At 35.2% G+C, this 26,039-nt stretch carries 27 protein-coding genes; 12 read left to right on the forward strand and 15 right to left on the reverse strand.

Going from position 1 to position 26,039, the window contains the following annotated elements:
- Positions 1 to 135: 135 nt before the first annotated feature.
- From K4L44_04180 to K4L44_04210, 7 genes are all read right to left on the reverse strand, one after another.
- Positions 136 to 1,296, reverse strand: coding sequence for a TDP-N-acetylfucosamine:lipid II N-acetylfucosaminyltransferase (locus K4L44_04180; GenBank protein ID QZE15033.1), 1,161 nt, complete (start codon positions 1,294 to 1,296; stop codon positions 136 to 138).
- Positions 1,289 to 2,395: a dTDP-4-amino-4,6-dideoxygalactose transaminase gene (gene rffA / locus K4L44_04185; GenBank protein ID QZE15950.1), complete on the reverse strand. Its 1,107-nt coding sequence runs from the start codon at positions 2,393 to 2,395 to the stop codon at positions 1,289 to 1,291. The genes K4L44_04180 and rffA overlap by 8 nt, the downstream gene beginning before the upstream one ends.
- A gap of 45 nt (positions 2,396 to 2,440) precedes the next feature.
- A complete protein-coding gene (locus K4L44_04190) occupies positions 2,441 to 3,157 on the reverse strand; it encodes a WbqC family protein (protein ID QZE15034.1) in 717 nt (238 codons plus the stop codon).
- A 437-nt stretch (positions 3,158 to 3,594) separates the two neighbouring features.
- The gene (locus K4L44_04195; GenBank protein QZE15035.1) at positions 3,595 to 3,819 is read right to left on the reverse strand and encodes a hypothetical protein; all 225 of its coding nucleotides are present in this window, start codon (positions 3,817 to 3,819) and stop codon (positions 3,595 to 3,597) included.
- A gap of 42 nt (positions 3,820 to 3,861) precedes the next feature.
- Complete coding sequence (locus K4L44_04200) at positions 3,862 to 4,089, reverse strand: hypothetical protein (protein ID QZE15036.1); 228 nt, start codon at positions 4,087 to 4,089, stop codon at positions 3,862 to 3,864.
- A gap of 161 nt (positions 4,090 to 4,250) precedes the next feature.
- Positions 4,251 to 4,529 carry a hypothetical protein gene (locus tag K4L44_04205; protein ID QZE15037.1) on the reverse strand — a complete coding sequence of 93 codons (279 nt, stop codon included), beginning with the start codon at positions 4,527 to 4,529 and terminating at the stop codon, positions 4,251 to 4,253.
- A 328-nt stretch (positions 4,530 to 4,857) separates the two neighbouring features.
- Positions 4,858 to 5,007, reverse strand: coding sequence for a hypothetical protein (locus K4L44_04210; GenBank protein ID QZE15038.1), 150 nt, complete (start codon positions 5,005 to 5,007; stop codon positions 4,858 to 4,860).
- A 257-nt stretch (positions 5,008 to 5,264) separates the two neighbouring features.
- Here K4L44_04210 and K4L44_04215 point away from each other — a divergent pair, with 257 nt between their 5' ends.
- Positions 5,265 to 6,593, forward strand: coding sequence for an MATE family efflux transporter (locus K4L44_04215; GenBank protein ID QZE15039.1), 1,329 nt, complete (start codon positions 5,265 to 5,267; stop codon positions 6,591 to 6,593).
- Positions 6,594 to 6,644: 51 nt separating this feature from the next.
- Here K4L44_04215 and K4L44_04220 read toward each other — a convergent pair whose 3' ends face one another.
- Entirely contained in the window at positions 6,645 to 7,727 is a 1,083-nt protein-coding gene (locus tag K4L44_04220; GenBank protein QZE15040.1) for a DUF2027 domain-containing protein, read from the reverse strand.
- Positions 7,728 to 7,919: 192 nt separating this feature from the next.
- Between K4L44_04220 and K4L44_04225 the strand changes: the two genes are divergently transcribed.
- The 7 genes from K4L44_04225 to K4L44_04255 all read left to right on the forward strand — a co-directional run bounded on the left by K4L44_04225 (position 7,920) and on the right by K4L44_04255 (position 17,336).
- Positions 7,920 to 9,158, forward strand: a complete 1,239-nt coding sequence (locus tag K4L44_04225; protein ID QZE15041.1) for a hypothetical protein — start codon at positions 7,920 to 7,922, stop codon at positions 9,156 to 9,158.
- 118 nt (positions 9,159 to 9,276) lie between these two features.
- Positions 9,277 to 9,966 (forward strand): hypothetical protein, encoded by a 690-nt coding sequence (locus K4L44_04230; GenBank protein QZE15042.1) that lies wholly within the window; start codon positions 9,277 to 9,279, stop codon positions 9,964 to 9,966.
- 249 nt (positions 9,967 to 10,215) lie between these two features.
- Positions 10,216 to 12,168: a tetratricopeptide repeat-containing sensor histidine kinase gene (locus tag K4L44_04235; GenBank protein ID QZE15043.1), complete on the forward strand. Its 1,953-nt coding sequence runs from the start codon at positions 10,216 to 10,218 to the stop codon at positions 12,166 to 12,168.
- 85 nt (positions 12,169 to 12,253) lie between these two features.
- Positions 12,254 to 12,985: a class I SAM-dependent methyltransferase gene (locus tag K4L44_04240; GenBank protein QZE15044.1), complete on the forward strand. Its 732-nt coding sequence runs from the start codon at positions 12,254 to 12,256 to the stop codon at positions 12,983 to 12,985.
- Between the two features lie 5 nt (positions 12,986 to 12,990).
- Positions 12,991 to 15,159, forward strand: a complete 2,169-nt coding sequence (locus K4L44_04245; protein QZE15045.1) for a S46 family peptidase — start codon at positions 12,991 to 12,993, stop codon at positions 15,157 to 15,159.
- 481 nt (positions 15,160 to 15,640) lie between these two features.
- Positions 15,641 to 16,891, forward strand: a complete 1,251-nt coding sequence (locus K4L44_04250) for a site-specific integrase (protein ID QZE15046.1) — start codon at positions 15,641 to 15,643, stop codon at positions 16,889 to 16,891.
- 124 nt (positions 16,892 to 17,015) lie between these two features.
- Complete coding sequence (locus K4L44_04255) at positions 17,016 to 17,336, forward strand: hypothetical protein (GenBank protein ID QZE15047.1); 321 nt, start codon at positions 17,016 to 17,018, stop codon at positions 17,334 to 17,336.
- A 154-nt stretch (positions 17,337 to 17,490) separates the two neighbouring features.
- On the opposite strand, the gene K4L44_04260 is transcribed toward K4L44_04255, so the two are convergent.
- Positions 17,491 to 18,132 (reverse strand): hypothetical protein, encoded by a 642-nt coding sequence (locus tag K4L44_04260; GenBank protein QZE15048.1) that lies wholly within the window; start codon positions 18,130 to 18,132, stop codon positions 17,491 to 17,493.
- 172 nt (positions 18,133 to 18,304) lie between these two features.
- Here K4L44_04260 and K4L44_04265 point away from each other — a divergent pair, with 172 nt between their 5' ends.
- On the forward strand, positions 18,305 to 18,715 hold the full coding sequence (locus K4L44_04265) for a hypothetical protein (GenBank protein ID QZE15049.1): 411 nt from the start codon (positions 18,305 to 18,307) through the stop codon (positions 18,713 to 18,715).
- A gap of 1,546 nt (positions 18,716 to 20,261) precedes the next feature.
- Here the strand turns inward: K4L44_04265 and K4L44_04270 are convergent.
- A complete protein-coding gene (locus tag K4L44_04270) occupies positions 20,262 to 20,921 on the reverse strand; it encodes an ABC transporter ATP-binding protein (protein QZE15050.1) in 660 nt (219 codons plus the stop codon).
- 3 nt (positions 20,922 to 20,924) lie between these two features.
- Complete coding sequence (locus tag K4L44_04275; GenBank protein QZE15051.1) at positions 20,925 to 21,902, reverse strand: TolC family protein; 978 nt, start codon at positions 21,900 to 21,902, stop codon at positions 20,925 to 20,927.
- An 89-nt stretch (positions 21,903 to 21,991) separates the two neighbouring features.
- On the opposite strand from K4L44_04275, the gene K4L44_04280 reads away from it, so the two are divergent.
- From K4L44_04280 to K4L44_04290, 3 genes are read left to right on the forward strand one after another with little or no spacing between them, the layout of a single operon-like run.
- Positions 21,992 to 22,285, forward strand: coding sequence for a hypothetical protein (locus tag K4L44_04280; GenBank protein QZE15052.1), 294 nt, complete (start codon positions 21,992 to 21,994; stop codon positions 22,283 to 22,285).
- Positions 22,285 to 22,629, forward strand: a complete 345-nt coding sequence (tnpB, locus tag K4L44_04285; GenBank protein QZE15053.1) for an IS66 family insertion sequence element accessory protein TnpB — start codon at positions 22,285 to 22,287, stop codon at positions 22,627 to 22,629. The genes K4L44_04280 and tnpB overlap by 1 nt, the downstream gene beginning before the upstream one ends.
- Positions 22,630 to 22,652: 23 nt before the next feature.
- Positions 22,653 to 24,161 (forward strand): IS66 family transposase, encoded by a 1,509-nt coding sequence (locus K4L44_04290; protein QZE15054.1) that lies wholly within the window; start codon positions 22,653 to 22,655, stop codon positions 24,159 to 24,161.
- Here the strand turns inward: K4L44_04290 and K4L44_04295 are convergent.
- From K4L44_04295 to K4L44_04310, 4 genes are all read right to left on the reverse strand, one after another.
- Positions 24,146 to 24,589 carry a TolC family protein gene (locus K4L44_04295; protein QZE15055.1) on the reverse strand — a complete coding sequence of 148 codons (444 nt, stop codon included), beginning with the start codon at positions 24,587 to 24,589 and terminating at the stop codon, positions 24,146 to 24,148. The two genes, K4L44_04290 and K4L44_04295, sit on opposite strands and share 16 nt — an antisense overlap.
- 11 nt (positions 24,590 to 24,600) lie before the next feature.
- Positions 24,601 to 24,855, reverse strand: a complete 255-nt coding sequence (locus K4L44_04300) for a hypothetical protein (protein ID QZE15056.1) — start codon at positions 24,853 to 24,855, stop codon at positions 24,601 to 24,603.
- Positions 24,856 to 24,898: 43 nt separating this feature from the next.
- Positions 24,899 to 25,147, reverse strand: coding sequence for a hypothetical protein (locus K4L44_04305; GenBank protein ID QZE15057.1), 249 nt, complete (start codon positions 25,145 to 25,147; stop codon positions 24,899 to 24,901).
- A 311-nt stretch (positions 25,148 to 25,458) separates the two neighbouring features.
- The gene (locus tag K4L44_04310) at positions 25,459 to 26,031 is read right to left on the reverse strand and encodes a hypothetical protein (protein QZE15058.1); all 573 of its coding nucleotides are present in this window, start codon (positions 26,029 to 26,031) and stop codon (positions 25,459 to 25,461) included.
- Positions 26,032 to 26,039 lie beyond the last annotated feature (8 nt).

Consider the following 26,039-nt stretch of genomic DNA (forward strand, 5'->3'; position numbering starts at 1 on the left):
AAAGGTTGCGTACAAAAGGTTGGGTTGGCATATTTAGATTAAATGAAAGACGTAAAAGTGTTCATGCCCAATGTTTTGTTTTTTAATTATTTATAAGATGTATCATTTCACCTTATGGTGTTTTTTTAGAAGTAATTAATTTGAAATAGTAACTCTAGGGTTTAGGTGTTGCTGTAAGGACTGAATGATCTGCTCTGTAGATAGATGTTGCTTTAGGATCTCTCTATTTTTCTCTTTTTGTGCTTTTGTTAGAGGGGTGGTTAGACTACTCTCTTTTTTTAATTCTTTCATTTCAAATAGTGTAATACCAATTCTCTTAAAAAAATGATAGATATTGTTTCTAGTATCTAAAAAAAGTTTGGCTCCCAACCATAAAGAAATAATGATATTTCCCATGGCTTGTTGTCTATAGTGGTTCATGATCACATAACCACATTGCTGTACTATTTGGTTATACTCGGCTAGAGGCATAAAATTAAGCAAGGGTGTGAATTTATCTCCAAAAATAGTTGATCCTTCTTTATGGATCTGTGATGCATAGTGGTCATCTCCATAACTTAGAGGGACAATAATTTGTTGGTCTGCTGAAAGGAAAATGTTTCGAAGCATATCAAATACTTCTAGGTGGTTATTGCTATGAAAGGCAGAGTTCCCCACAAGTATATTTTCTCCTTGAATCGATTCATTACATATTTTTTCTAGAATGAACTCAATAGGATAGTAACTAAAGTTCATCCATCTAGATGTTTCTCCAATGATGTGGTGGTTGCATAGCATTTCGTGCTCTTCTCTAATCTGAGTTGCAAAAAAATCAATATGTTTTGCTGCCAACCTCACGGCATTGTCTGATGAGGGGAGTTTATATTTCAAGCGATAGTATAAGTTTCGAATATGTTGATGTATTTTATCCTGGATGGTCGTTTTACATAGAAGTTGTGTTTTTTGTCCATATTTTTCTAACAATCCCATCTCCTGATTTCGGTATACTTCGAATCCAAAATATGCCCATACAAAACATGTATTGGGTGAGGCCAGTACAATTTGAGCAAACTGAAATGGGAGACTATGAAGTATGACGCAATCATATTTAGGGAGAAGGGGGAGTATTTCTTTTAGTAAATATCTGAGTGAAACAATACGGGTGTTTTTTGTAAGAGTCACATGTTTGAGCGATTGGTTGGGGTTCTTTACTGTTATAATGAGATCATTCTCCTCAGGAAAAGCCTGTTCGAAAAGCCAATTAGAGGCATCGATAAACTTTTCGTCCATAGCTAGATGTAAAATCTTGTTATTCATAAAAATCTAATATCGTTTCTGCAACACGTACAACTTCTTGGTCCTTCAATTCATAATAAAGAGGTAGTCGTAGAAGGGTGTCAGCATATTTCGAACATTCATAAAAACTCTCTGTTTGCGGAGTCTGAGATCTCTTGATAAATGGGCTATTGTGTAGACCTAGATAATGAAATACTGCCTGGATATTCGCTTCTTTTAGATGTGAAATAAGGGCTGTCCTCTCTTCTAAATCACGGCATAAGATGTAAAAAATATGACCATTATTTGTTGCATCTTTTGCAATATGCAATGTCTTTATCTTCTTCTTTAATACGAGAGGATTTAGTAGGTGTTCATATTTTTCTGAAATGTGTATTCTTTGCTTTTGAATGGTGTCAATCGACTCTAATTGTGCTTTGAGAAATGCCGCTTGCATATCCGAAGGTAAAAAAGAGGATCCTGTGTCGACCCAATTGTATTTGTCTATCTCTCCTCGAAAAAACTTGGCTCTATTGGTTCCTTTTTCCCATATTATTTCTGCTCTCTCGGCAAGCAAAGGTTCATTGATTGCAAGAAAACCACCTTCTCCACATTGGATATTTTTTGTCTCGTGAAAAGAGAAGGTAGAAAGATGTCCAATAGTTCCTAAAGCTTTTCCTTGATAATATGAATCGATGGCTTGAGCTGCATCCTCAATAACGAAAAGGTTGTGTTTTTGTGCAATCTCCATTATCCTCTTCATTTGGCATGCTACTCCTGCATAATGCACGACAACCAATGCTTTGGTTTTGTGGGTGATTTGCGACTCTATAAGGAGAGGATCTATGTTTGGAGTTGTTTCCTCACTATCCACAAAACGTATATTGGCTCCTTGTCTAACAAAAGCCAAAGCGGTCGAGACAAATGTAAACGAGGGGACAATGACTTCGTCTCCTGGTTTTATATTTAGTAGAAGAGCACTCATTTCGAGTGCGGCAGTACAGCTATTGGTGAGAAGTACTTTATTGCATTTTAAGCGAGATTCTAAAAATTGTTGACACCATTGGGTAAATATTCCATTGCCGCTTAAATGTCCTTCCTCTACAGCCTCCTTTATATATTGGACCTCTTGTCCAGTCATATATGGTTTATTGAATGGTATAAAATGTTCCACGATAGCGTTGTGTTATATAGTTATACTAGAGAGATGTGATTTTTTTGAGAGGTGCTGAATAGCCTCTTTAGTTCCTACATTGAAAAGAAGGTCTAAGATGGATACATGATGGAAAAATTCTGGATAGCATTGTGGATAGGTGGGGTAGTGATCATATGTCATCCACGATACCTCTATTCGGTTCTTGTTAAAAAGCATTTCATCGAGATAACATTTTGCAGCAGGTCCTGATATATATATATGTGCATTGGCACCTTGACATATCTCAAGAAGTTTCTGGCTCTTGTGCCCTTTAGATGGATAATCTCTACTATTGGTAATTGGTGTGTTTATATCCATCATACTGCATAAGTGAGTGATGAAATGATGATTGATTTCTGAAATATATTGCGATGTACAGGTACGATATAGTGCCTCTATTTGTGGATATATCTCGTTATAGAAAGGTGCTTTAGTATAATGTGTTCTTAATGAAGAGAGATGTTTTTCTCTCCATTTACAGTTACTCACTGTGGTTTGGTCGATAGATTGATTGTATTTACTCTTGGTATTGCATGGAATTGTCAACCACTCTAGCCCTTTGTCTGTTTTTATCTGGTTTCTATTTCTCCAATCTCTTTTCGTAAATTGAACTTCATCAAAAAGAATGAATTCATCTACTAGATTTATCATGTCGAAATATCCTTTCCATGGGATATAGTTGGATTGTAATATGGCAATTTTTTTCATTTACATTCAATGCATTAGATCATATCCATATCTAGAAGCAGGGGTTACTTATCCTTTTTCTTGTATGGTATATAAGAAGTAACCAGCCTTTGTAGGGACTATGTTTCGTTTTAGTTAAAACGAAAGAATATATTTTAAAGTATAGTCTCTGTTTATTTTATGATGATATTTCTATAGCAAAAGTAAACACTTAGGAGTGTCATGGATATATTATCTATTGTTCGGCTTCATTTATGGTGCAATGAATCAATTCGAAATAGATGAGACGTGGAGTATAAAACCCATAACCAAACGAGACCTTACTTCTTATGAGTCGTTTTGTTATGGTTTTTTTTATCGAAACGATATGTTCCTTACTTGATTATTTCAATTTAAGATATTTGAAAATATTACGGCTTTTGATATTACTTGTAACCCCTTTCCCAATTAGTATATATTCACCATTGGTCTCTAGGTTGACTACCCTTGCAAAGCAGGAGAAGATCTCTCCTTTGAGGATACATAAAGTTGTACTCCGTCTTCGTATTGGCAATGGAGTGGAAAAGCCAAGGTTTTGATACGGCAAAATCAGTGAATACTTCAGAAACTTTTGCTTCAGACATATTAGGTAGTTTATTGTCGGCAAAAGAGATTCCTTGTCCTGTGGTAGAGAAACCAAACATCCCATTTTGTAGGTCTCAGCTATTAAAATAAGGTCCTTCTCCCTAATAAACAGTACCATGTCTTAATGGCTTTTTAATAGATTTCTTTGTATTTATGTCGTATGGACTCCATTTTCCTTCTTTATGTTCATACCATTCTACGACTCCAGCTTCGCTTCCCATTTTTAGCTTATAAAACTGAGGATGCTTTCTATCCTTGTTTTTCATCGTGATATCATAGAATCTAATTGCACCTCCATTCGCTGTAAAGCGATCTGAAAAATCTTTCATCAGTGCTCCGTTTGAAAGTCTTACTGGAAGTTTGTTCCCCTAGAAAATAATTGCAGTATACTTGTTTGTGTCTAACATTCCCATATAAGTTTGGTCAAAAGAGAGACTTCTTCAGCATTACTTCCTTTGGATGCATCTTCTGTTGTCTTCAATGAGTTTGCCTAGGCTTTGTTGTATGGATTCAGGTTATAGTCAATGCATTTGTAAGTAGCTTGGATACGATTGGTGTATAATGCATCTGAACCAAAGCCAGAACCTAGATCTCGAGACCATATGTCGCGCCATCGAAATAGATCGCATACAATCAAACGTTGGTTGTATGCCAAATCCAAAAGATATTGATTAAAAGCAACTGCTTTGTCTAACATTTTATCAGGAGATGGAAGTATCATTTGGTCTTTTATATATGGAGTTGCCGCGTACTTAAAAGCTGCTCCCATGATAGGTCCAATGAATTTCCAGAACTAGAGTATTTAATGATTTTATCGTCTTGGGAAGAGATGATTTTTTTATGGAACACTTTGGTCGTTTTAAGTACTATTTCTTGGTGAATATTTCCAACCTTTACAAAAATAGCCAAAGGGTGGTTCTTTGTCGTAGCATACATCATTTGGTAGCTTGTTCCTTTAAAATGGTAGTCATAGAGGACACAAGCTGGATAGAATTGAGAACTTCCTTTTTTAGCTTTCAGTTCAATCAGTTTATTTTTTGTTTTAGATATAATATACCATTGTTATCTCGATCATCTTTATTGACAAATGCATTTGCTTAAGTAATGAATAGCTCATTTCCCGTTCCAATAATAGCTTCAGGCATTTTGTCTTGATATGTTATCTTAACATGGTCAAGATCGGAAGCGAAAGAGATAGTATAGAATAGTAGTGTGGCTAATGTTAATAGATTGTTTTTTAGTTTCATAGAATAGGACTAGTTATTGTTGTAAATGATAATAATCTCTAATGTAATAACAATTCATGAGTTCGAATACTATGAATATTTATTTATCAATAAAGTAGCTGAAATGTAGTGATTGGAATGTGATTAAAACAATAAAAGTTTGAAGTTTGTATTTTGACTTCGGTGTGGATTGTTTAAATGTTTTTACCTTTGATGCAGAAGAGTTCACGGGGATGGTGGCCTTCATTGTTTTTTATTCATAAATTGTGCTTTATTTTATGCAAGATCTAACGAAAGGGAATGAGTCGAGATTGCTACTTACATTTGTTTGGCCTCTTATTCTTGCTAATATTTTCCAGAACCTGTATAATGTGGTGGATAGTGCCATTGTTGGTAATTTTATTGGTAAACAGGCATTGGCTTCGGTGGGTGCCTCTTTCCCCATCATATATACACTGATCTCTTTAATCATTGGAGTGGGGTCTGGAGCTTCTATCGTAGTAAGTCAATATTTTGGTGCGAAGGATAATGAAAAGGTAAAGCGTACAATTGATACGGTATTTATTTTTTTCTTGGGTGCTTCATTCTTGATTACCCTTATTGGTATTCCATTGGCTCCATCTATTTTTCGATTAATGGATCTGCCAGCAGAACTTCAGGACAGTGCCGTGGATTATATCCAGATATATCTTTCAGGAATATTTGTTTTCTTCTCTTTTAGTGGAATATCTTCTATTTTGCGGGGACTAGGGGACTCGAAAACACCTCTTAAGTATATGGTTTTCTCTACCATTTTAAATGTGGTTCTAGATATACTCTTTATTGTCGTTTTTGGATGGGGAATTAAGGGAGTTGCTTTTGCTACAATTCTTTCTCAAGCATTTGCTCTTATTGGAGCCATTGTGCATTTGAATAGAACCCATGATATCATCCGTCTTACCTTTCGACGTTATCATTTCGATGTTACGATTTTCAAAGAGGCTGTTCGTATAGGGCTTCCTACTGGACTTCAACAAGCTTTTGTCGCTATTGGAATGATGATTATGATGCGTCTAGTGAATGGTTTTGGAACCAATACCGTTGCTGCTTATGCTGCAGCCATGCGAATCGATGCTTTTGTCAAAATGCCTGCACTTACTTTTGCTTCGGGATTGTCCTCTTTTGTAGGACAGAACTTAGGTGCGAAGCTAGAGGGTAGGGCTCGTAAAGGATTGAAAAGTACTGTTTTTGTTTCCGGTGCTTATTGTTTGATAGTGGCTATTCTGATATATCTTTTCGGGGAGAATGTGATGTCGTGGTTTACTAAAGATCCAGAAGTGATCTCTATAGGGTATAACTATTTGTGGATCTGTAGTCTAATGTATTGGGCATTCTCACTGATGTTCTCTTTTATAGGATTTCTGAGAGGTGCGGGAGCTACATTGGTACCTATGTATATCACTTTGATTAACTTGTGGATTATCCGTATCCCGTTAGCAATATTCCTATCTAAGAGTTATGGAATAATGGGGCTATGGTCTAGTTTTCCTATATCTTGGGTATTGGGAGCCCTTGGAGCAGGAGGCTACTTCTTTAGTAATCGATGGAGAGGAAAGATTGCAAAGTAAACTTTATAGAAAAGGAAAGAGGTGTCATCAAGAATGCACCTCTTTTCTTTTTTATTTTCTTAGAATGATCAGAGAAGCTCCATAACCATATTTTTGAAATGAAGCATCTTGAATCTTATACTTTATATAGCGTTTACGATGTTCTTTATATAGTTGTGTTTTAAGCGTCCCATTTCCTTTTCCATGAATGAAGATGATACGTTTTATTTTATCTTTAATCGCGGACTCCATCTCTTTGTTAAATGCCTCTATCTGATGTCGTAACATTTCACTCTTTGATAAGCCATTGGTATTATCTAATAGAGCATCGATATGTAGATCAACCTCTTTAAGGTCTAGATTCTGAGAGACGATAGCTCCCATCATATGTTTCGGACGTTTTAAATCTCCTTGTTCTCTGATGGCCTTCTTAACCTCTTTAATAGAGATGTTTTCAAGCGCTTCCTCCACTTCATTGGTAGGTGCTTCATTTAATCGAATAAGATGCGCATCTTTGGTGAAAAATTCATTGGAAACAAATGCCCCTTTCTTATGAAGCTTCACAGGATCTATAGCTATCTCTCGATGAAGGAAAGGAGGAAGCTCCTGATTTCTTTTTCTAAAAGGGATGACTTGAAAAGCGAAAGTTGGTTTCTTTTCAAAGTCTCTCTCTTTCATCTCCATTAAATTAAATCGCATGTTCGGCTCTAATGTACCAGTCTCAATCGTCTCATAATAACTTCCATCTTGTTTGGAGAAATGGAAAAGAAGGGTATGGTTTGAGTCGTTTACAAGAAAGAGTTGTAACCCTTTATGTATGGGTGATTCTGGGGCGTTGGGAATTAGAGCCATGTAGTATTCCGGATCCAGATTGTCTTCTTGTACATTGATTTCTACAAACCCTTTTAGATCAGGAAGTTCTTCTTGATACCTCCAGTCTTCTTCCTCCTCTATTGCTACATTCTCGTCTTCCTCCTCTTCACTTAAGTCAGCCTCTTGCATAGCATTCGAAACCACTAGCTCGTTTACCATCACTGGTATTTCGAAACCATCTTCATTCTCTACGTTGACCATTTTACTGCTTTCGATAGAGACTACAGTACCTCCACCTATGTCGTTGAGGAATTTCACTTTGTCACCAATGCGTATTTTCATGATATATGATTGTTTTGTTTTATCCTAAGTTTTAAGAATATAAATCGATCTCTTCATAAGATATGGATTATTATACAAAGATGATAAATTGAGGGCTAATATTTTAATTGTTGTCTTTTTATTTTAAGCTACTCACTTTTATTTGTAAATTGATCTTGTCACCTTTTGAACTATCATAACGAATAAAATTATATGGCTTTAAACTATATTTGGGTTGCTTTTTTCCTCCTTGCATTCTTATGGGGATGTATTCGCGTTCTCTTTTTTGGAGAGTTGATGGTGTTCAATGATATGATGGATGCCATGTTTCAAATGGCAAAAGTAGGGTTTGAAGTTTCCTTGGGACTTACAGGGATCTTAACACTTTGGCTTGGAATCTTGAAAATCGGTGAAAAGAGTGGTGTGGTGGATAAACTATCTCGTTTAATCTCGCCAATATTCTCTCGTCTCTTTCCTGAATTAGGTAAAAATCATCCCGTTTACGGAACAATAATGATGAATATATCCGCGAACCTATTGGGGTTAGATAATGCTGCAACTCCATTGGGATTGAAAGCAATGAAACAGATGCAAGAGTCAAATCCTGTGGAAGATACAGCTTCGAATAGTCAGATTATGTTCCTCGTGTTAAACACTTCTGGATTGACTTTGCTGCCAATATCTATATTAGTCTATCGAACCCAAGCTGGTGCTGCCTTTCCAGCAGATATTTTTATTCCCATATTGATCGCAACTTATTGTTCTACTTTGGCTGGAATCATTGCTGTCGGAATAAAACAGAGAATACGTTTTCAAGATCCAGTTTTGTTATCGACCATTCTTGGAAGTATGATGCTTGTTGGTGGAATATTATTAGGATTCCGTTCTACTTCTCCTGATATGATGGCCCGTTACTCCTCTTTGGTAGCCAATGTATTGCTGTTTCTAATTATAATTGTCTTCTTAATACAAGGATTACGAAGTAAGATAGCGGTGTATGATACTTTTATTGTTGGAGCCAAAGAGGGCTTTAAAACAGCAGTACAGATTATACCGTATCTAATTGCTATTCTTGTAGCTGTGGGAGTATTTCGTGCTTCAGGAATTCTAGATATAATTCTACTTGCCATAAAAAAGATGGTCATTTGGGTTGGAGCTGATGCCCATTTTGTGGATGCTTTACCTACTGCGATGATGAAGCCACTTTCTGGCAGCGGGGCTAGAGGCATGATGGTGGAATGTATGAATCATTATGGAGCCGACTCTTTTGCTGGAAGACTATCTTCCATTTTTCAAGGGTCTACTGATACCACTTTCTATATTCTTGCGGTCTATTTCGGTTCTGTTGGAATCAAAAAAAGTCGCTATGCCCTACCTTATGGTTTGTTGTGTGACTTGGTAGGAATCATTGCAGCTATCATAATGGCTTATATTTTCTTCCCTGTATCATGAATTTGTTAAGTTAAATAGCATTAAAGGTTATTTATCTCTTATTTGTATCTATTTATGTCGTTTAACATATATAAATATGATATTTTCGTGGGGAATATAAATACAAACAATTTAAATTATGATCAGACTTTTACCCAAAACAATTTTTGTTTTGTTCATCTTATTAAGTGGTGTTTCTTTTGGACAGAAGCCTACTAAAACGTTGGTTTATGTAATGGACCCTGTATGTGTATGGTGTTATGGAAATATCAAAACTATCAATCAGATCCAAAAAAAAGTTGAAGGGAAGATTCCAATGGTTGCCTATTGTGGTGGCATGTGGTTAGATGATGAAGTCCCTAATGGAGGAGTTGAATTTTATAAGTTATTAAAGAAGCACAATCCTGGAGTAGTCATTAAAACTAAAGAGAGATTTTCCCCTGAATATTATCGTAGTTTAATGGATTCAACGTATCGTTTCTCGAGTTATGAACCATCTAAAGCTCTATGGATTATAAAAAATATTCACCCAAATAAATTTTGGGATTTTAAAGAGAATGTACAACGTGGAATCTTTGAAAAGGCGATGCGCACTGATTCTTTTGATGGCTACCTTCAAATAATAGATGAGATGGGATTAGACCACAATGCCTTCTCCGAGATGTGGAACTCTAAAGATGTCGATGCTCAAGTTCGTTCAGAGTTTAAGATAAGTGCTAGTTATTCCAGTTCTTATCCTACTTTGATCTTGGTTGAAGGAGATAAAAGAGAGATTATAGGAAAAGGCTATTTCTATGCAGATAAAGTGCTTGAAAAATTAGGTCTATAAATTGATATTCACAATAGAAAGAGATATGTAAAGATGCTACGTATCTCTTTTTTGTGATTTTAATTAATAAAACTGCTTATAGACGTTATCTTTGTATTACTTTTGCTGATCCAATAGAAGCTTATGAGAATTGGTACTCACAGAATAATACGTCAAATCATACTTCAGGTCATAATGATTTGTGGGGGAGTTGTAAATTGCTACTCGCATATCTACCCTATAGATCCGACAGGTGTAACTGATTCTGAAATGAAACAGAATCCTGATTCTTGTATGGTCGGTGTTGAAAAGTACTTCCAAGAATTAATCAACCCTAATGAAGAGATGGTTTTCCGTTACAATTGGGTAATGGGTAAGATCTGTTCTGAAAAGACAGATTATAATGAGGCTATTGGTTATTATGAAACGGCATTAGAATATCACGGATTAGATAATAATCAGAGAGACTACTATAGTATTCTTGAGGCACAAGGAATGTGCTACTTTCATTTAAGCAAATATAATAACTCCCTAGAACTACTTGGCCGATGTCTACGGTATCAGAATAAGAATAAAAATGCAGAAAATCAGAAGACTATTCTTCAAGAGATCTCTTTGAACTATATAATGATGGGAGACTTTAATTCTGCTGGTTCTTTTATCACTGATGCGATTAATATAGAATGTAATGGTAAGAAAATGATGCGTTTTGATGCATCTTTATACAACTCAATGGGGCGTATTAAAGGAAAACAGAAAAAGCACCTTGAGGCGATAGATAAATACAATAAATCGATTGAAATATATAAGGAATTAGAGGATAAGAATGCTGTTGCTTCAGTCCACAATAATATTGCTTTTGAGTATTTGGCTCTTTCCAATCATCAAAAAGCATTAGAGATGTCTCAAAGTGCTTTGAATACATTTCAAGATACTGATTATTCATTTGGCGAAGCAAGTGCTTATGGTACCATTGCAAATATCTATTCGGATATGAAACTGTGGAAGCTAGCGAAAAGTAATGCAGAGAGATCTTACTTTATTGCTAAAAAGTACAAGTTTCTTTTTTTAGAAGAGAATTTCTATAATATAATGGTACACTTGTATGAGTCTACCAAAAACTATAAGGATGCTTTCACTTATATGAAAAAGTTAAAGCAGCTCACTATTGATAGATACAATATTTCAAAACAAGAGTATATTCGAAAGGTTGAGACTTCTTATGAAAAGCAGAAGATATTAAAGGATAACTTAAATCTTCAGATTGAGAAAAAAGAGAGAGTGCTTGAACTGAAGCAAAAATCTCTTGAGAAAGACGTTTTTCTGTTCTTGTTCTTAACCTTTGTGGCTATCTTCTTGATTATTATTAGGCGTTATATCTTAAAGGTAAAGCATACTGATGCGCTAAAAGAGAAGAATCTTCAGATTTTAGATCAGAATAGAGAACTTGAAGAGTTAAATAGCAAATATGTTGAGGCAAATACAGCGCTATATCAATCAGAGAGAGAGCATGAGAAAAGTAAGAAAGAAACGGATAATGTATTCTCTATTATTACCCATGATCTACGTAGTCCTGTAAGTTCCATCATGGGCATTAATGAACTAATCAAAGAGGATTATGATGAAATGTCTAAGGAGGAGATGAAACCTCTTCTTCTTGAAGTGTACAAGAGCATCAATAACTTGGAATGTTTACTTACAAATCTACTATCTTGGTCTCGTGTTCGTACAGGGAATCTTAAAGCGTTAAAGAAATCTGTTTCATTAGATGATGTTGTGGATGATGCTTACTGTGAATTAATGTCTGAAATACAGGAAAAAGAGATTGACTTTAGAGTTGATATCGATTCCTCTATTTGTGTCTATATTGACGATCGTATTTTTAATAAAGTGTTGGTCAATGTGATTCGTAATGCAATAAAATATTCTTTCAGAAAAGGAATTGTTTCGGTGTCAGTTAAAGATGACAGCTTGAAATATGTGACATTGTATATTAGAGACAATGGGTTAGGTATTGATAAGAAAGAGCAGTATATGTTGTTTAAAAACGATATGCCGATTATTCGTAAAGGGACTTCAGGTGAAAAGGGTACCGGGTTGGGATTACGTGTTTGTAGTGCTTTCATGAAAGTTTTAGAAGGAGACATTTTACTTGATAGTACTTTGGGAGGAGGGACTACTGTAATGATAAAACTTCTAAAATTTCGTGCTCAAAAACAATAAACCTATAGCAAATATGATTTGAATGATCTTTTTTATTATTATTTCTACTTTCTTTGTACTGTTTTAATAAAATGAATCATTTCACATGACATATTCTCCAGTTAAAAAAGATCCAATAGGTGCCGCAGCGAAGCATTATTGGGATCATAATAAACCTACATTAATTGATGTGACTTCAGATATTGCTGAAGATGAGCAGATGGATGCTGCCTATTTCTTTCGTGATTTAGCACAAATGCCCATTTTAGAGAAAAAAGCTCTCTTGTGGTGCGAAGGCCGAGTTTTGGATGTCGGTGCATGTGTTGGTAGTCACACTCTTTTACTTCAACAAAAAGGATATGATGTAACTGGTTTAGATACCTCTTTTGATGCATGTATGATTGCTCGAATGAGAGGAGTCCAGAATGTGGAAAATCAAGATTTCTTCCAATTTAGCCCAAACCAAAAGTATGATACTTTGCTTTTGATGATGAATGGGATTGGAATATCTGGATCATTAGATGGTGTGACAAGACTTCTAGATCATGCCAAGACCATTTTGAAACCTAATGGTTGTGTGGTCTTCGATTCTTCTGACTTAATCTACCTTTTTATGGATGAGGATGGCGAAGCAATGATCGATATCAATAGCGATAAGTATTATGGGGTTGTAAATTACCAGATGAAGTATAACGATTCTGTTGGAGATTCTTTTGATTGGCTTTTCTTAGACCCTGATAGTATGCGTGAAATAGTTGCCAAATCAGGTTTTGTAGTGGAGAAGTATGAGGAGGGTGATCATTATGATTACTTAGTAAAACTTAGAAGAGAGGCTTAGAAATAATGTATAGAAATAAAATATCAACAAATAATCTTAAACAATTAATCTTAGCTATCTGCATTTTTGCACTGTCATGGTCTAATGTCCATGCTGATGAAGGAATGTGGATTCCTACTCTTCTCGAGAAATACAATATGGAAGACCTACAAAAGTTAGGTTTTAAACTCTCTGCAGAAGATATTTTTAGTGTGAATCACGCAAGTCTTAAAGATGCAGTGGTTCTTTTCGGAACTGGATGTACCGGGGAGGTAATCTCCTCTGAAGGACTTGTGTTAACCAATCATCACTGTGGTTATGCTTCTATTCAAGCACTGAGTAGTGTGGAACACAACTATCTAAAACAAGGTTATTGGGCTAAAGGTAGAGATCAAGAGTTGTCTGCAAATGGTCTAAAAGTTCGTTTTCTTGAGCGAATGGAGGATGTGACAAAAAAGATCGTATCTGGAATGGATGGATTGAACGAAGAAGTGCAAAAAGACACGATTCAAGCTCGTATTCAAAGAGTCGTAGCTGCTGAGGCACCAAACAAATTTAGAGAAGCAGTTGTAAAACCTATATTGTATGGAAATCAATACTTCTTATATGTTTACAAGGTGTATCGTGATATTCGTTTGGTAGGTGCTCCTCCATCTTCTATTGGGAAATTTGGTGGGGATACCGATAATTGGGTATGGCCTCGACATACAGGGGACTTTTCAATCTTCCGTATTTATAGTAAACCCGATGGCTCTCCTTCTGATTATGACGAAAATAATATTCCTCTAGAGACAAAAACACATCTAAAGATTAAGCTTGGGGATCTTAAACCTGATGAGCCAACAATGGTAATGGGCTATCCTGGAACCACCCAGTTGTACCTTCCTTCCCAAGCAATTCATATGTATCAAGATATCTCTTTCCCGACACGAATAAGTATTCGTGATATAAAGCTTTCTACTTGGAAGCATTTTATGGATAATGACCAAAAGGTAGAGATTCAATATGCTTCAAAATATGCACATACAGCCAACGGATGGAAGAAGTGGCAAGGTGCTATTCTTGGTCTATCTCGATATGATGCGATTCAACGTAAGAAGGAGCAGGAGAAAGCATTTAATCAGTGGGTATCTCAGGATCCCAATAAGATGAAAATGTATGGAACCATATTATCTGATTTTGATTCTCTTTATGAAGATTTTTATGAGCTAGATAGACGAAATATCTATTATCAAGAGGTGATCGAAAGAGGTTCAGATATCTTTCAACTAGCAAAGACGATGAACAACTTTGTTAGAGATAAGGACAAAGGAGAAGTGGTGGATATTGATGCTATCCAGAAGAAAGTTGCTCTCTTTTTTAAAGATTATAATGCGGATGTTGATTGTGCTGTATTAACAAAATTACTAAACTACTATTTCGAAAATCTTACTTTCGAACGCAAATCTAAATACTTTCATCATCTAGAGAATTCACTGCGTAAAGATCAATTCAAAAAACGTTATTACGATCGTTCTTTCTTATCTGACAAACAGAAAGTTCTCGATTTTATTGCAAATTATAAAAGATCAGATAGAATTCGTTTAAAGAAAGATCCTATTTTTCATTTAAAGGGAGAATTAGATCAAGACTATATATTCAACTATTTCTTCGATTACCAGAGAGTAAATAATCATATTCAGATGAATCAGAAGCTCTATGTGAAGGCTTTAAAAGAGATGAACGGAGACCGTCGTTTTAAAGTAGATGCAAATCTGACTATGCGTATTGCTTATGGAAAGGTCGAGGGTTACTCTCCTAAGGATGGTGTTGTTTATGAAGCCTTTACTACATTAAAAGGGGTTTACCAGAAGAGTCAGACGGATATTGCTGACTATCAGGCTCCAGCAAAATTAATCTCACTATACAAGGACAAAAATTATGGGGATTATGCAAATAGTAAAGGGGAGATGCCTGTTGCATTTTGCGCATCCAACCATACTACTGGAGGAAACTCAGGAAGCCCAGTGTTAAATAGAGATGGATATCTTATTGGAGTGAACTTTGATAGGTGTTGGGATGGAACTATGAGTGATTTAATGTTTGACCCAACCTATTGTAGAAATATTATATTGGACATTCGTTATGTCCTTTTTGTGATTGATAAATTTGCGGATGCACCTCACTTGATTGAAGAGATGGATATCGTAAGATAGTGATCATCATAGATGTAAGATATTGGTGTCACAATATCATCTTACCAATAGAGGAGTCTCTTTTTCTGAAGATGCTCCTCTATTTTTTTTGAGATTAGTTCAGAGGGTAAAACACATAATCTATATTCTTTTCCCTTTATCGTGGTCATTCCATTTAACTGTGTTTCGAATTAGAAAGTATTCTTATTGGGACTATCCGATATGAAACATGACTTCTGGAGATGGGCTTGTTGGGTGTAGAATTTTGAGGAAGGTAAATCTTGAATGATTCATATATTGAATACAAATTGGCTACCCTTCCTTTACCCTTTGGTTACCCTTAGAGGGTCTTACCTATTGAATATTAACTTACTGAAACACAGTGCAACATATTGTTTTTGAGTGCGTTGGTGAAATTGCTAAATTTACACTACCTTAGAATTAAGGGTTGAGTAATGTGTGTTGTTTCATTAATGTTTCATTTGATTAAATCAAGAATGGTATGGCTTCTGTAAAATTGGTACTGGTAAATAAGAATGCTGTTAATAAATATAACATTTCTGTGCAGATATTAAGTAATAGGACTAAAGCGATTTTGAAAACGAATTATTATGTCGAAAAAAATCAATTTAAGGAGGGTCGGGTGAGAAATCACCCTAATAGTACTCTTATTAATAAACGTCTGTCTTCTATCCTATCAGATTATGAACAGAAATTGGATAAGATCTATGTTGAGCAGACTAAGATGACTGCAAAGGAGATTAAGGAGTATCTTTTGAATGTGTATATTGAAGAGGTTCGAGAGAAGGAGGATGTGGAGTTGTTTTCTTATCTAGAGGAGTATATTGAGGAGTTGGATCGTAAATATAAGGCTCTTCTTCTTGTTGATAAAAAAGCTTCGAAAAGTACATGGAAGAATTATTCGAATTTATATAAGAGCTTACGTAAATTCAAAGGGGATCAACGGGTACTTTTTAAGAATATTAATAAAAGGTGGCTAGAAGATTATGAGCAATTTCTTCGGGAAAGTGGTGTTAATACTGGGATATGGACTTATATGAAGAGTTTGAAACATTTGTTTAATTCTTTAATTAATTCTGAAGATCAAAAGTTAAGTCCCGAATGCTATCCATTTCGATATTATAGTATCGCCAAATTTAAGGGGAATAGTACTCCACGATTTTTGAATATTGAAGAGGTTCGATCTGTGATGCACTATGAGACGACCAATGAGAATGAGATTTTTGCTAGAGATACTTTTATACTTAATTACTTGTTGATGGGTCTTAATTTTAAGGATATGTACTTTATAGAAAAAGAAGATATTCAGGATGGACGAGTGCATTATACCAGGTCGAAGACTGGGGTTAAACACAGTGTGAAGATTGAACCAGAACATCTGGAGTATTTTAAGAGATTAAAAGGTGAAAAGGAGTTGTTTTGTTTCCAAGAGAAATATTCATCTAGAGCTGCATGTAGTCAAATGATTTCAACGGCTTTGAAAAGAATTTGTGCTAATTTGAATATTCCTGCTTTTGCCATTGGACGAAGTCGATATACTTGGAGTACCATTGCTTTTAATGATTTGAATATAAATGAAACAGTGATTGACTTAGCGTTGGCTCACAAGGTAAGTCATACGTTGGCAGGTGCTTATTATATCGTTAAGAAGGTGAAACTTATGGATGATGCAAATCGACAAATGATTGATTATTTGTTTGAGACTGGTCCATTTGAGAAAGCATCAGAGTGATGATAATAAAAATCATGTAGTTTATGTTTGCGTGTATCAGAATAAAGAATTAATTTTAAGTAAACAATTTATGGTGTGGTAGTCATAGATTGTCGGAGGTGTATTGGAATAATATATTCCTAATATGTCGGACTTAGTTTACTTATCTATCGAAAAGAAAGAGTTCTTAGACTGTTTGAAGAAACAGTTTTATGCTGGCCATGGCAATGGAGTTAGACAAACTCTTATAGAACTCGGTTTAATCACTGCAGATATACGCAAAGCGGAAGCGAAGAAGTTATTAGGATGCTCTACTTATGACCGAGCTGTAGAGAAAGGTTATATAGTGGAACGAAAGCTTAATCCTGCAAAAAGGAATAGTAGTATTGTTGTGTCACGTTCCCAGGTGTTTTTTGTTCGGGATTTAGTTCTTGAAGGGGACGGCATGGAGATAAAGATGGTATAGAGTTCGTACGGAGGAAATACGGATTGAATAGAAAGGGCTCTCTATGAGAGAAAGCCCTTTCTTGGTGTGTATTGCATTGATCAAAGAACAGCTTTAAGTTTACCAGACAGAATGATCTACTAGTTGTTAATTAGTACATAAACAGAATGATCTACTAGTTGTTAATTAGTACATAAGCAGAATCAGAAGTACGATGTATTCCTTCACTATCTGTATAGTTGAAGAAACAATAAGTGTGAACATTACCGCTCAAACCCAATTTTTTCATGTCTATATTAATTTGCTTAGCAACTAGTATATCAATATTCATGCGTGGGAGAACCTTACCATCTTCAGTGATAAATAAGAAATGGATGTATGGATCCTTGTATATTTCCTCAAAAGCGTCATAGTCCCAATCAATTCTAAACATGTTGTCAGCACTCTCCGTTGCGACGAGATTACGAACAGGAGGTCTTGATCCATTGGCGATGATCAATTTACTGTAATCAATTTTCAATTCGTCTTTTTGTGCATCGTATGAGAAGTGTTTGAAGTTCTCTTTGATTGCAACATTGTGAGAAGTTTGATGAATGGCTACTTCTTGAAAACCAATTTTTACCAAGTCTTGAATGTTCGAGAAGAATTTTACTGCAGCCCCAAATTTTTTGCGTTGTGCAATTTGAGATTTGGTGGATGATTTTTTGCGCATCTTTGGCTTAGAACGGATGACATCGATACCTTTCCATGTCGAACCAATAACAGATCCTACAGTACCAGAGAATCCACCAAGAATACCTTTAGTAATTTTACCCATGATGTAAAGTTTTAGGTTAATAAACGTTTGTCATGTGCAACTTTATATATATTATATAGCAATCGCAAGTGTTTTATAATTAGTGCGTTGTTTTGCTTTGGGATGCGTTGTTATGCATTTTGATATCACTGTGTTATTCGTTAAATATGACGTTGTAACAAAACTGGTGGCTATGAAAGATTTGTTGATTTTTGTGGTGTGTGTATTTGCTAGTTTGACAGGATTGAGCTCTTTTAATGGTGTAGATTCGCCTGTTTCCTCAACTAATGATGTGGAGATTTCGGTTTCAGCAAAGGATGATGATGTTGGGACTTCGGTTTCAACGAAAGATGATGTGGAGGTTGTGAAGGAGACTTTAGACGAAACGAAGTTGCGGTTATTGACCCAGGAGCAGAAGTTGATGTTTCTGGAGGATCGATTTTTTGAGCGTTTGGATGGTGCTGAGGCAAGGATAAATGCTGAGATTCGAGGACAACAGAAGCAATTGGATAGTTTGCGTGGGTTGATGCATATGGTGCTCTCTTTTTTGATTGGATTGAGTGGGTTTTTGATTTATGAGAAGAGAGGAGAAAAGAGGGAGTGATCCTTCTTTTTTTTTGATTATTGGTAAAAATAGATGTGTTGTGGTGAATTGTTGAGGGGGTGTGATGTTTTGTGTGTTTGCCAATGGGATCGACTCGCGTTGTTTTAGGGATTGCGATTAGGCTTTTGTTGCGATACTTGAGGCGGTGAGGAGCTTTTTGAGAGTGCGAGGTACGAAGCATTCGATAAAGGAGGGACGACTGTAAAAGCGGAGCAGCCGAAAGGAGCACGGAAATGCCGATTGAGGAGACCGAATAAAAAAGATATTCCTTCTGGATGATTTCGCGTAGCGATGATTCCAGAAGGATTTTCTTTTCGGTTCTCCGATGGAGCAATCCCTTAAACAACTCCTTTGAAAGGGCGGGCGGGGCAAATTGTTTATGCTCTTTTTTTGTCTCTATACCTAAAGCCGTTGAGCGAAGCTCATAAGGCATGGGAGGTATAGAGACATTTTTGTTTTATACGTTGTCGTTTGATTTGTTGTATGGTGGTTTTGCTAATGTGGTAAGTTTTTTTGGGTTGAGGGGGTTTGGTGTTTTGTGTTTTTGCCAATGGGATCGACTCACGTTGTTTTAGGGATTGCGATTAGGCTTTTGTTGCGATACTTGAGGCGGTGAGGAGCTTTTTGAGGATGCGAGGGACGAAGCATTCGATAAAGGAGGGACGACTGTAAAAGCGGAGCAGCCGAAAGGAGCACGGAAATGCCGATTGAGGAGACCGAGTAAAAAAGATATTCCTTCTGGATGATTTCGCGTAGCGATGATTCCAGAAGGATTTTCTTTTCGGTTCTCCGAAGGAGCAATCCCTTAAACAACACCATTGAAAGGGCGGGCGGGGCAAATTGTTTGGGATTGATTTCTGGGGCGATGGCTTTGAAGTGGCGAAGCCACAAGAAAGAAGGCCCAGGGAGCTGAACGAATGCTGAAGAAGCGAAGCTTAAAGGCATGGAGTTTCAGGGACAGATAATTGGGTGGGTGGGGCCAACTCGCCTATTTTTCTATGAAGCATTATCGGAGGGATATTCTCTGGAGGGGGTGTAAAAATAGATGGTTATCGATCTTAGATCTCTGAGATATTTATACATAGCGTTGTTATATGACTTTTTCCGAGAGAACGAAGGAAAATGTTATATAACCCCAAGCTATGTTAAATAATTATGGAGATCTATGTGGAGAGATAACCTTCTATTTATCCCCCTCCTGGGAAAGAATATTCCGGAGATTATGCGAAATGGAAAATAGACCCGAGGGCATTTGTAATATAAAAGATTTCATATGATCATACAGGGCTTGGATGATAAATGGATCGGATCGAATCAATTATATAATAGGTATATGGTGGGTAGTTTGGGGTTTAATGGAACTTGTATGTGTTTGTAAGTGTTTGAGGAAACTTGTTTGTTGAGCCCCTTTTTTAATTGATAAATTATCTAGTTTGATCTCATTTTGTTAAATATTAACCCCATGGATCTACAACGGTTATTTCGATACAAGCCGCTTGATAATGTATTATGTGAGAATAGATTACCTATCAATTGCAACGCAAAACTATTCAATAACTCCATCTTTAATATAAACAATACGGTTAGTCATCTCCGCAATGTCATGTTCATGAGTTATAATAATTACCGTAATACCGTCATTGTTAATTTTTTTTAGCAATTCCATAATTTCCAAAGAAGTGCTTGAATCAAGCTGACCAGTTGGTTCATCTGCCAAAATTACTTGAGGATTACAAATTAAAGCTCTTGCAATAGCTACTCTTTGTCGTTGTCCTCCTGATAATTCAGAAGGTAAATGATGAGCCCATTCTGTCAAGCCAACTTTATCGAGATATTCAAGAGCTATCTTGTTTCGCTTCTTCATAGAAATATTTTGGTAATATAAAGGAAGTGCAACATTCTCTAATGCATTTTTATATGTAATCAAACTTGCATCCTGAAAGATGAAACCTAGTTTACGGTTACGATAAAAGGCTTCTTCCTTTTCGCTCAAATGGTTCATGTTAATACCGTCTAATTGATATTCGCCTTTATCGTATTTATCTAAGATGCCCAACATATTCAAAAGGGTCGATTTACCAGATCCGGAAGCTCCCATAATAGAAACCATTTCTCCTTCCTTAACTTCCAAGTCAATTCCTTTTAAAACATGCAAATTTGCATTTCCTGAACTATAGCTTTTATGAATGTTTCTGAGTTTAATCATTCTTTAGTTTTCTAGTGATATAGGAACTCCTGTATAGAAATCCAACATTTTCATTTTGAAGATATACTTATATTTTGCCTGTAAGTATTTTGATGTAACTTTAATTAGCTGAGTTTTTACTGTACCATAATCATAAACAGATATAATTCCGGCTTTTAGTTTTTCATTTGCATGATAAAAGGAGAGTTCTGAAGCATCCAATAGCTTTTTCTCAAACATCATTTGTTCTTTTGCAGCAATAAAGTCGTAATATACCTTTTGTACCTCCTGATATACATTTTGTTTGGTAAGCTGAATATTGGTAGCCATTTTGGACGAGTTAATTTTGGCAATATTTACTGAATTTCTGATACTAAACCGACTAAAAATAGGGATAGTTAATCGCAATCCAAAGTACATATTGATATTATCATTTAACTGGTTATAGTATAAATAATCAATTGCCTCTCCATGTTGATTAAACAAGGTACTGTTACTCGAGTAATTTGTACCACAATAACCTTCAAATGATAGAGATGGAAGCCTATTACCTTTTATGTATTTAACATTACTTTCAGCATTTTGTAAACGATATTGGGCACTTTTAATTTCTGGTAAAACTGTTAATGCTATATTGTAGTAATCATCAACTGCTTTATTGGCTTTTGGCAGCAATTTTAAGTTTTTAGGAATAATAATATCAAACCCGTGAGTGTCTTTAATATCTAATAATTGAATAAGGTCTATTAACTTTGATTGGTATGCATTTTTAGAAACAACCAAATTCAATGAATCCTGCGCCATTTGTGTGAAAAAATCCAACAAATAGGATTCGGTTTTTATTCCAGAATTTACTAACTCTTTGGCAATTGCTACCTGATCAATAGTCTGTTCAATTTGTGCTGAATTGTTTTTGATTAATTCATCATAAAACAGTAACTCCAGAAAAACGGAAGTAATATTTAAACTTAAGTTATTCTTTACTTTTTCAATGTCAAACATAACGGCTTTTAGTAAGCGTTCGGTTATTCACATCTTGTGCATTATTTTAAAGCCTTCTATTTTTGAGACATAATCAAAAAAAGAAATTGATGAGTAAAAAAGCACATATGTTTGATCTCATAGAAGCACAACACAATAGTGGACTAAGCAATATCGATTACTGTAAACAGAATAATATAAAACTATCAGTATATAGTTATTGGAAGGCAAAATATAAGAAGGAGTATTCTAAAGAAACTGAAGGTTTCTTTGTCACATTAGACAATGAAACCTCACAAATAAAAGAAGAGATCGTTATCACTTATCCCAATGGTGTAACCCTTCAACTTTCTTCAGCAACGACAATATCGACGCTTCGATCATTAATCCAGATTCAAGGCTAATGTTTTCAATATCTTCAAATGATCGTTTTCACCTCTATTCTGAAGCAACAGATATGAGGAAAAGTTTTGATGGATTATCCGGATTGGTGCAGAATAAGATTGATGCCAATATTACTTCGGGAGATGTATTTATCTTTCTGAACAAACGTCGTACCATGATGAAATTACTTAAATGGGAAAGAGGTGGTTTTGTTCTTTTTGTGAAACGACTAGAGAGAGGAACCTTTAGACCTCCTGAAATAAAAGACTTAACATCAATGCATCTTGAGTACACTGATCTTGTCCTTCTTATAGAAGGTGTTCTTGTCAAAGAATATAAAAGACAAAAACGTTATGTTATTTAAATAAATATGTGTATCCTTAAACCATGAAAAAGAGCGATATCATAGAGGATGTAAGTAAAGAAGATCTTTTGGACCAACTCCAAAAGATGATGACTAAATACTCTAATGTCGACTCTGAAAACACCAACTTAAAACAAGAGATAGAATCCTTAAAGGCACAGATTGCCTATCTTCAAAGACGCATCTTTGGCTCAACCAAAGAAACCTATAAAGATCCGAACCAATTAGAGTTAGCTCTTGAAGTCGAAGAGAAAAATCTAGAAGACTTACAGATATCTTCTCCAGAAGAGGAGGTTATTGAGGTTGTTAAGAAGAAAAAAAAGGCAAAAAGAAAAAGTATCCCTTCTGACCTTCCTCGTCAAGTAGAAGTGATTGAACCTGATGATGTCCCAGAGGGAGCAACTCGTATTGGAGAAGAGATATCAGAGAGGATTGAGTTTAGTCCAGGTAAGCTTTATGTAAGACAAATTGTTCGTCCTAAATACCGTCTACTCGAAGAGGATAGCATTATCATCTCCGAACTTCCGTCGGATCTTATCCCCAAATGTATGGCGGGAAACTCATTAATAAGTCAATTTATTGTTGGTAAATTCTACGACCATATACCTCTTTATAGAGCCCAAGGGATCTTTAAAAGATCAGGAATTGATTTTCCTAAAGCAACCATCAATGGATGGATAAGGAAGGCTGCTGAACTACTTTCTCCACTATACAAACATATCGAGAAAAAAGTAATCCAGTCAGACTATATTCAAGCCGATGAGACAAGTATCAAGGTTCTAACAGATAAGAAACAAGGAGCCACTCATCTTGGTTACTTCTGGATCTATTATGCTCCAAATATAAAGAGTTGTTTATTTACTTACGATAACTCCCGAAAAGGTTCTGTACCAGAATCGATTTTAAAAAAGTTTAAAGGAGTTCTACAGACAGATGGATATCAAGGTTATCATAAACTTGGAAATCAAAAAGAAATTATAAAGTTAGCATGTATGGCACATGCTCGACGGAAATTTTTTGAGGCAAAAGAAAATGATCGAACTCGTGCCGAATATGCTTTAAAAAAGATCCAAGAACTATATAAGATAGAGAGAACAAGTCAGGAAAAAGAGTTGTCTATCGAAGAAACCTATCTTCTTCGACAAGAACTTGCTGTGCCTATACTAAAGGAACTCGAAAAATGGTTAAAAAAAGAGTCCCTTACAGCATTACCTAAAAGCCCTATTGGGAAAGCAATCAACTATAGCCTAAACCTATGGGATGAACTGTGCCAATATACAGAAGATGGAAGCTACATTATCGACAATAATAATGTGGAGAATAAAGTACGTCCAGTAGCCATTGGACGTAAAAACTATCTCTTTGCAGGATCAGAAGAGGGAGCTAAAAGAGCAGCAATGTTCTATACTTTATCTTCAATGTGCAAAATGGCAGACGTTGAACCTCATGCATGGTATACAGATATCTTAAATCGTATATCCGACACCAAGCCATCGAAATACGATGACTTACTTCCTCAAAACTGGAAATAATCTTTATAGTAAAAAAGATCAATCTTCATATACGTGAGTAGCCGAACGGATACGGCTTTTAAGTAGAAATCCTTCGCCTGTACATTGTTTTTACGTTTAAAGCCTTGAAATATATCTATACCTGTATTAAGGGAAACACTCCCAGTATGCCTGTTGTTCTTTGATGATACTCCAGAATATGAATTTACCGCACGATCTATGTGATACCTTTGGCTCAATCCTGCATTTATTTGTGGTAGGTAAGCATTTTTAGCGGTATTTAAATTTATTCCGGCAATATCTGCATCGTAGTTTAATTGCTTAATTTGCAGGTTATTTTCTTTGGCATAAGAAATACATTTTTCAAGAGACCACTTATTTTTTTGCGCAAAAATATTGTTGCTTTGTAAAAACAAAAGCAACATGATAACTAATTTGAAAGAATTCATTATATGTGAAATTAGTGTCTGTTATTAATCCGAGTTTTTGAATTATGTTTCTTTATCAATAAAAGGACAAACACAGCAACTGTAACTGTTGTAATTATTATAACTATACATCCAACGGCAGAAATAATCGCTTCTTTGGATGTTCCTTTGGGAATATCTATTATTTTTCCATCAAGAAAAATTTTTAAGAGGACAAAGGTTACTATTGCGATTATGCTGCCTGTTAAAACAACAGTTTTTGGCAGACTATTATTTTTTCTCATCATAAAAATGTTTGTACAAATTTCAAACTCTTTAAACCGCTCCTATTTAATATCTTTGACTTGTTTGTCTACTTACTATTTCAAAAAAAGGAGTATTTGTATTCCTTCCTAGTTTATACGATTTTATCTTTTCCCATTTTAAATCCCACTTAAAAGGACTATGGATGCCATTGTGATCAATCGCTAAAACTCTATTTTGAAGAACAAAAGCATTGAGCAATATGAAAAGAATAGTCACAACAGAGGATATCCCAAAACCTAATCCTAATTTATTTGAGAAAAAGATGTAAATCATAAAAACTACAAATTTTACAAAGCGCAAAACTTTTTTAAGCTTTTGTGTTTGTAATTCTCAATATAAAAGACTTTCCTTAACCCCAACATATTGCCCTTGCTTTTAAACCAATACATACTAATAATTATCCCCGTCATACATGTAAAAACAACTCCTAATGCTATTGTGACATTAAGATTCATAAAAACAACTCCTATCATAGCCCCCAATGCAACAAATATAAAGGGCAGCATAATTAGGGTAAATTTTGTCTCAAGCTTTTACAAATCATTTCATTTTAAATTTACACAACTTATATACAGTCATCATACTTATAGCACATAGTTGGAAAAGAATTGTCCCAGCAAATAAATTGAACCAATTGGAATTGCCAATGCCCCTATTGCTTTTATCCAGTTAAGCTTATAAAGGTATTTTATGATGGGAATTAATAAAATAAAACACAAGGAAGAACTGATATTAATAATCCATCTTATCGAAATAAGTATAGTGTTCGACTTAAATAAAACCTCAAAATTTTCTTTAGTAAATTCTACGGACTCTATCAGATAAAGGCATACAGTGAATCCTACAGCAGGTATAACATACACTAATCCTGAATATTTGACAAAATCTTTAAATTCAGCAGCACCACCTAACAATATAGAAAAGACATGAAATAAGAAGCTACTAATTAGCCAAACTACAAATGCCGATAATACTGTAATAAATACATTAAATGTAGTTATATATTGATATAGTGAATAATTTGTACTTACTCCATTTATTGAAGATATTTCCCTATTTATAGTATTAAAATATTCTGACATCAATAAACTGTATACAAGTACAACAGCCCAAATCCAATACTGAGGAATATTTTTAGTTTTTATATATAAAGTCATTATTCTTA

Source organism: Prolixibacteraceae bacterium (assembly GCA_019720755.1).
Classification (GTDB): domain Bacteria; phylum Bacteroidota; class Bacteroidia; order Bacteroidales; family Prolixibacteraceae; genus Halosquirtibacter; species Halosquirtibacter laminarini.

Coding starts and splice junctions, on each gene's coding strand:
- K4L44_04180 (QZE15033.1), bottom strand. CDS start 1,296: ATGAATAACAAGATTTTACATCTAGCTATGGACGAAAAGTTTATCGAT.
- rffA (QZE15950.1), bottom strand. CDS start 2,395: ATGACTGGACAAGAGGTCCAATATATAAAGGAGGCTGTAGAGGAAGGA.
- K4L44_04190 (QZE15034.1), bottom strand. CDS start 3,157: ATGAAAAAAATTGCCATATTACAATCCAACTATATCCCATGGAAAGGA.
- K4L44_04195 (QZE15035.1), bottom strand. CDS start 3,819: ATGTTTGGTTTCTCTACCACAGGACAAGGAATCTCTTTTGCCGACAAT.
- K4L44_04200 (QZE15036.1), bottom strand. CDS start 4,089: ATGAAAGATTTTTCAGATCGCTTTACAGCGAATGGAGGTGCAATTAGA.
- K4L44_04205 (QZE15037.1), bottom strand. CDS start 4,529: ATGGGAGCAGCTTTTAAGTACGCGGCAACTCCATATATAAAAGACCAA.
- K4L44_04210 (QZE15038.1), bottom strand. CDS start 5,007: ATGAAACTAAAAAACAATCTATTAACATTAGCCACACTACTATTCTAT.
- K4L44_04215 (QZE15039.1), top strand. CDS start 5,265: ATGCAAGATCTAACGAAAGGGAATGAGTCGAGATTGCTACTTACATTT.
- K4L44_04220 (QZE15040.1), bottom strand. CDS start 7,727: ATGAAAATACGCATTGGTGACAAAGTGAAATTCCTCAACGACATAGGT.
- K4L44_04225 (QZE15041.1), top strand. CDS start 7,920: ATGGCTTTAAACTATATTTGGGTTGCTTTTTTCCTCCTTGCATTCTTA.
- K4L44_04230 (QZE15042.1), top strand. CDS start 9,277: ATGATCAGACTTTTACCCAAAACAATTTTTGTTTTGTTCATCTTATTA.
- K4L44_04235 (QZE15043.1), top strand. CDS start 10,216: ATGAAACAGAATCCTGATTCTTGTATGGTCGGTGTTGAAAAGTACTTC.
- K4L44_04240 (QZE15044.1), top strand. CDS start 12,254: ATGACATATTCTCCAGTTAAAAAAGATCCAATAGGTGCCGCAGCGAAG.
- K4L44_04245 (QZE15045.1), top strand. CDS start 12,991: ATGTATAGAAATAAAATATCAACAAATAATCTTAAACAATTAATCTTA.
- K4L44_04250 (QZE15046.1), top strand. CDS start 15,641: ATGGCTTCTGTAAAATTGGTACTGGTAAATAAGAATGCTGTTAATAAA.
- K4L44_04255 (QZE15047.1), top strand. CDS start 17,016: ATGTCGGACTTAGTTTACTTATCTATCGAAAAGAAAGAGTTCTTAGAC.
- K4L44_04260 (QZE15048.1), bottom strand. CDS start 18,132: ATGGGTAAAATTACTAAAGGTATTCTTGGTGGATTCTCTGGTACTGTA.
- K4L44_04265 (QZE15049.1), top strand. CDS start 18,305: ATGAAAGATTTGTTGATTTTTGTGGTGTGTGTATTTGCTAGTTTGACA.
- K4L44_04270 (QZE15050.1), bottom strand. CDS start 20,921: ATGATTAAACTCAGAAACATTCATAAAAGCTATAGTTCAGGAAATGCA.
- K4L44_04275 (QZE15051.1), bottom strand. CDS start 21,902: ATGTTTGACATTGAAAAAGTAAAGAATAACTTAAGTTTAAATATTACT.
- K4L44_04280 (QZE15052.1), top strand. CDS start 21,992: ATGAGTAAAAAAGCACATATGTTTGATCTCATAGAAGCACAACACAAT.
- tnpB (QZE15053.1), top strand. CDS start 22,285: ATGTTTTCAATATCTTCAAATGATCGTTTTCACCTCTATTCTGAAGCA.
- K4L44_04290 (QZE15054.1), top strand. CDS start 22,653: ATGAAAAAGAGCGATATCATAGAGGATGTAAGTAAAGAAGATCTTTTG.
- K4L44_04295 (QZE15055.1), bottom strand. CDS start 24,589: ATGAATTCTTTCAAATTAGTTATCATGTTGCTTTTGTTTTTACAAAGC.
- K4L44_04300 (QZE15056.1), bottom strand. CDS start 24,855: ATGATGAGAAAAAATAATAGTCTGCCAAAAACTGTTGTTTTAACAGGC.
- K4L44_04305 (QZE15057.1), bottom strand. CDS start 25,147: ATGATTTACATCTTTTTCTCAAATAAATTAGGATTAGGTTTTGGGATA.
- K4L44_04310 (QZE15058.1), bottom strand. CDS start 26,031: ATGACTTTATATATAAAAACTAAAAATATTCCTCAGTATTGGATTTGG.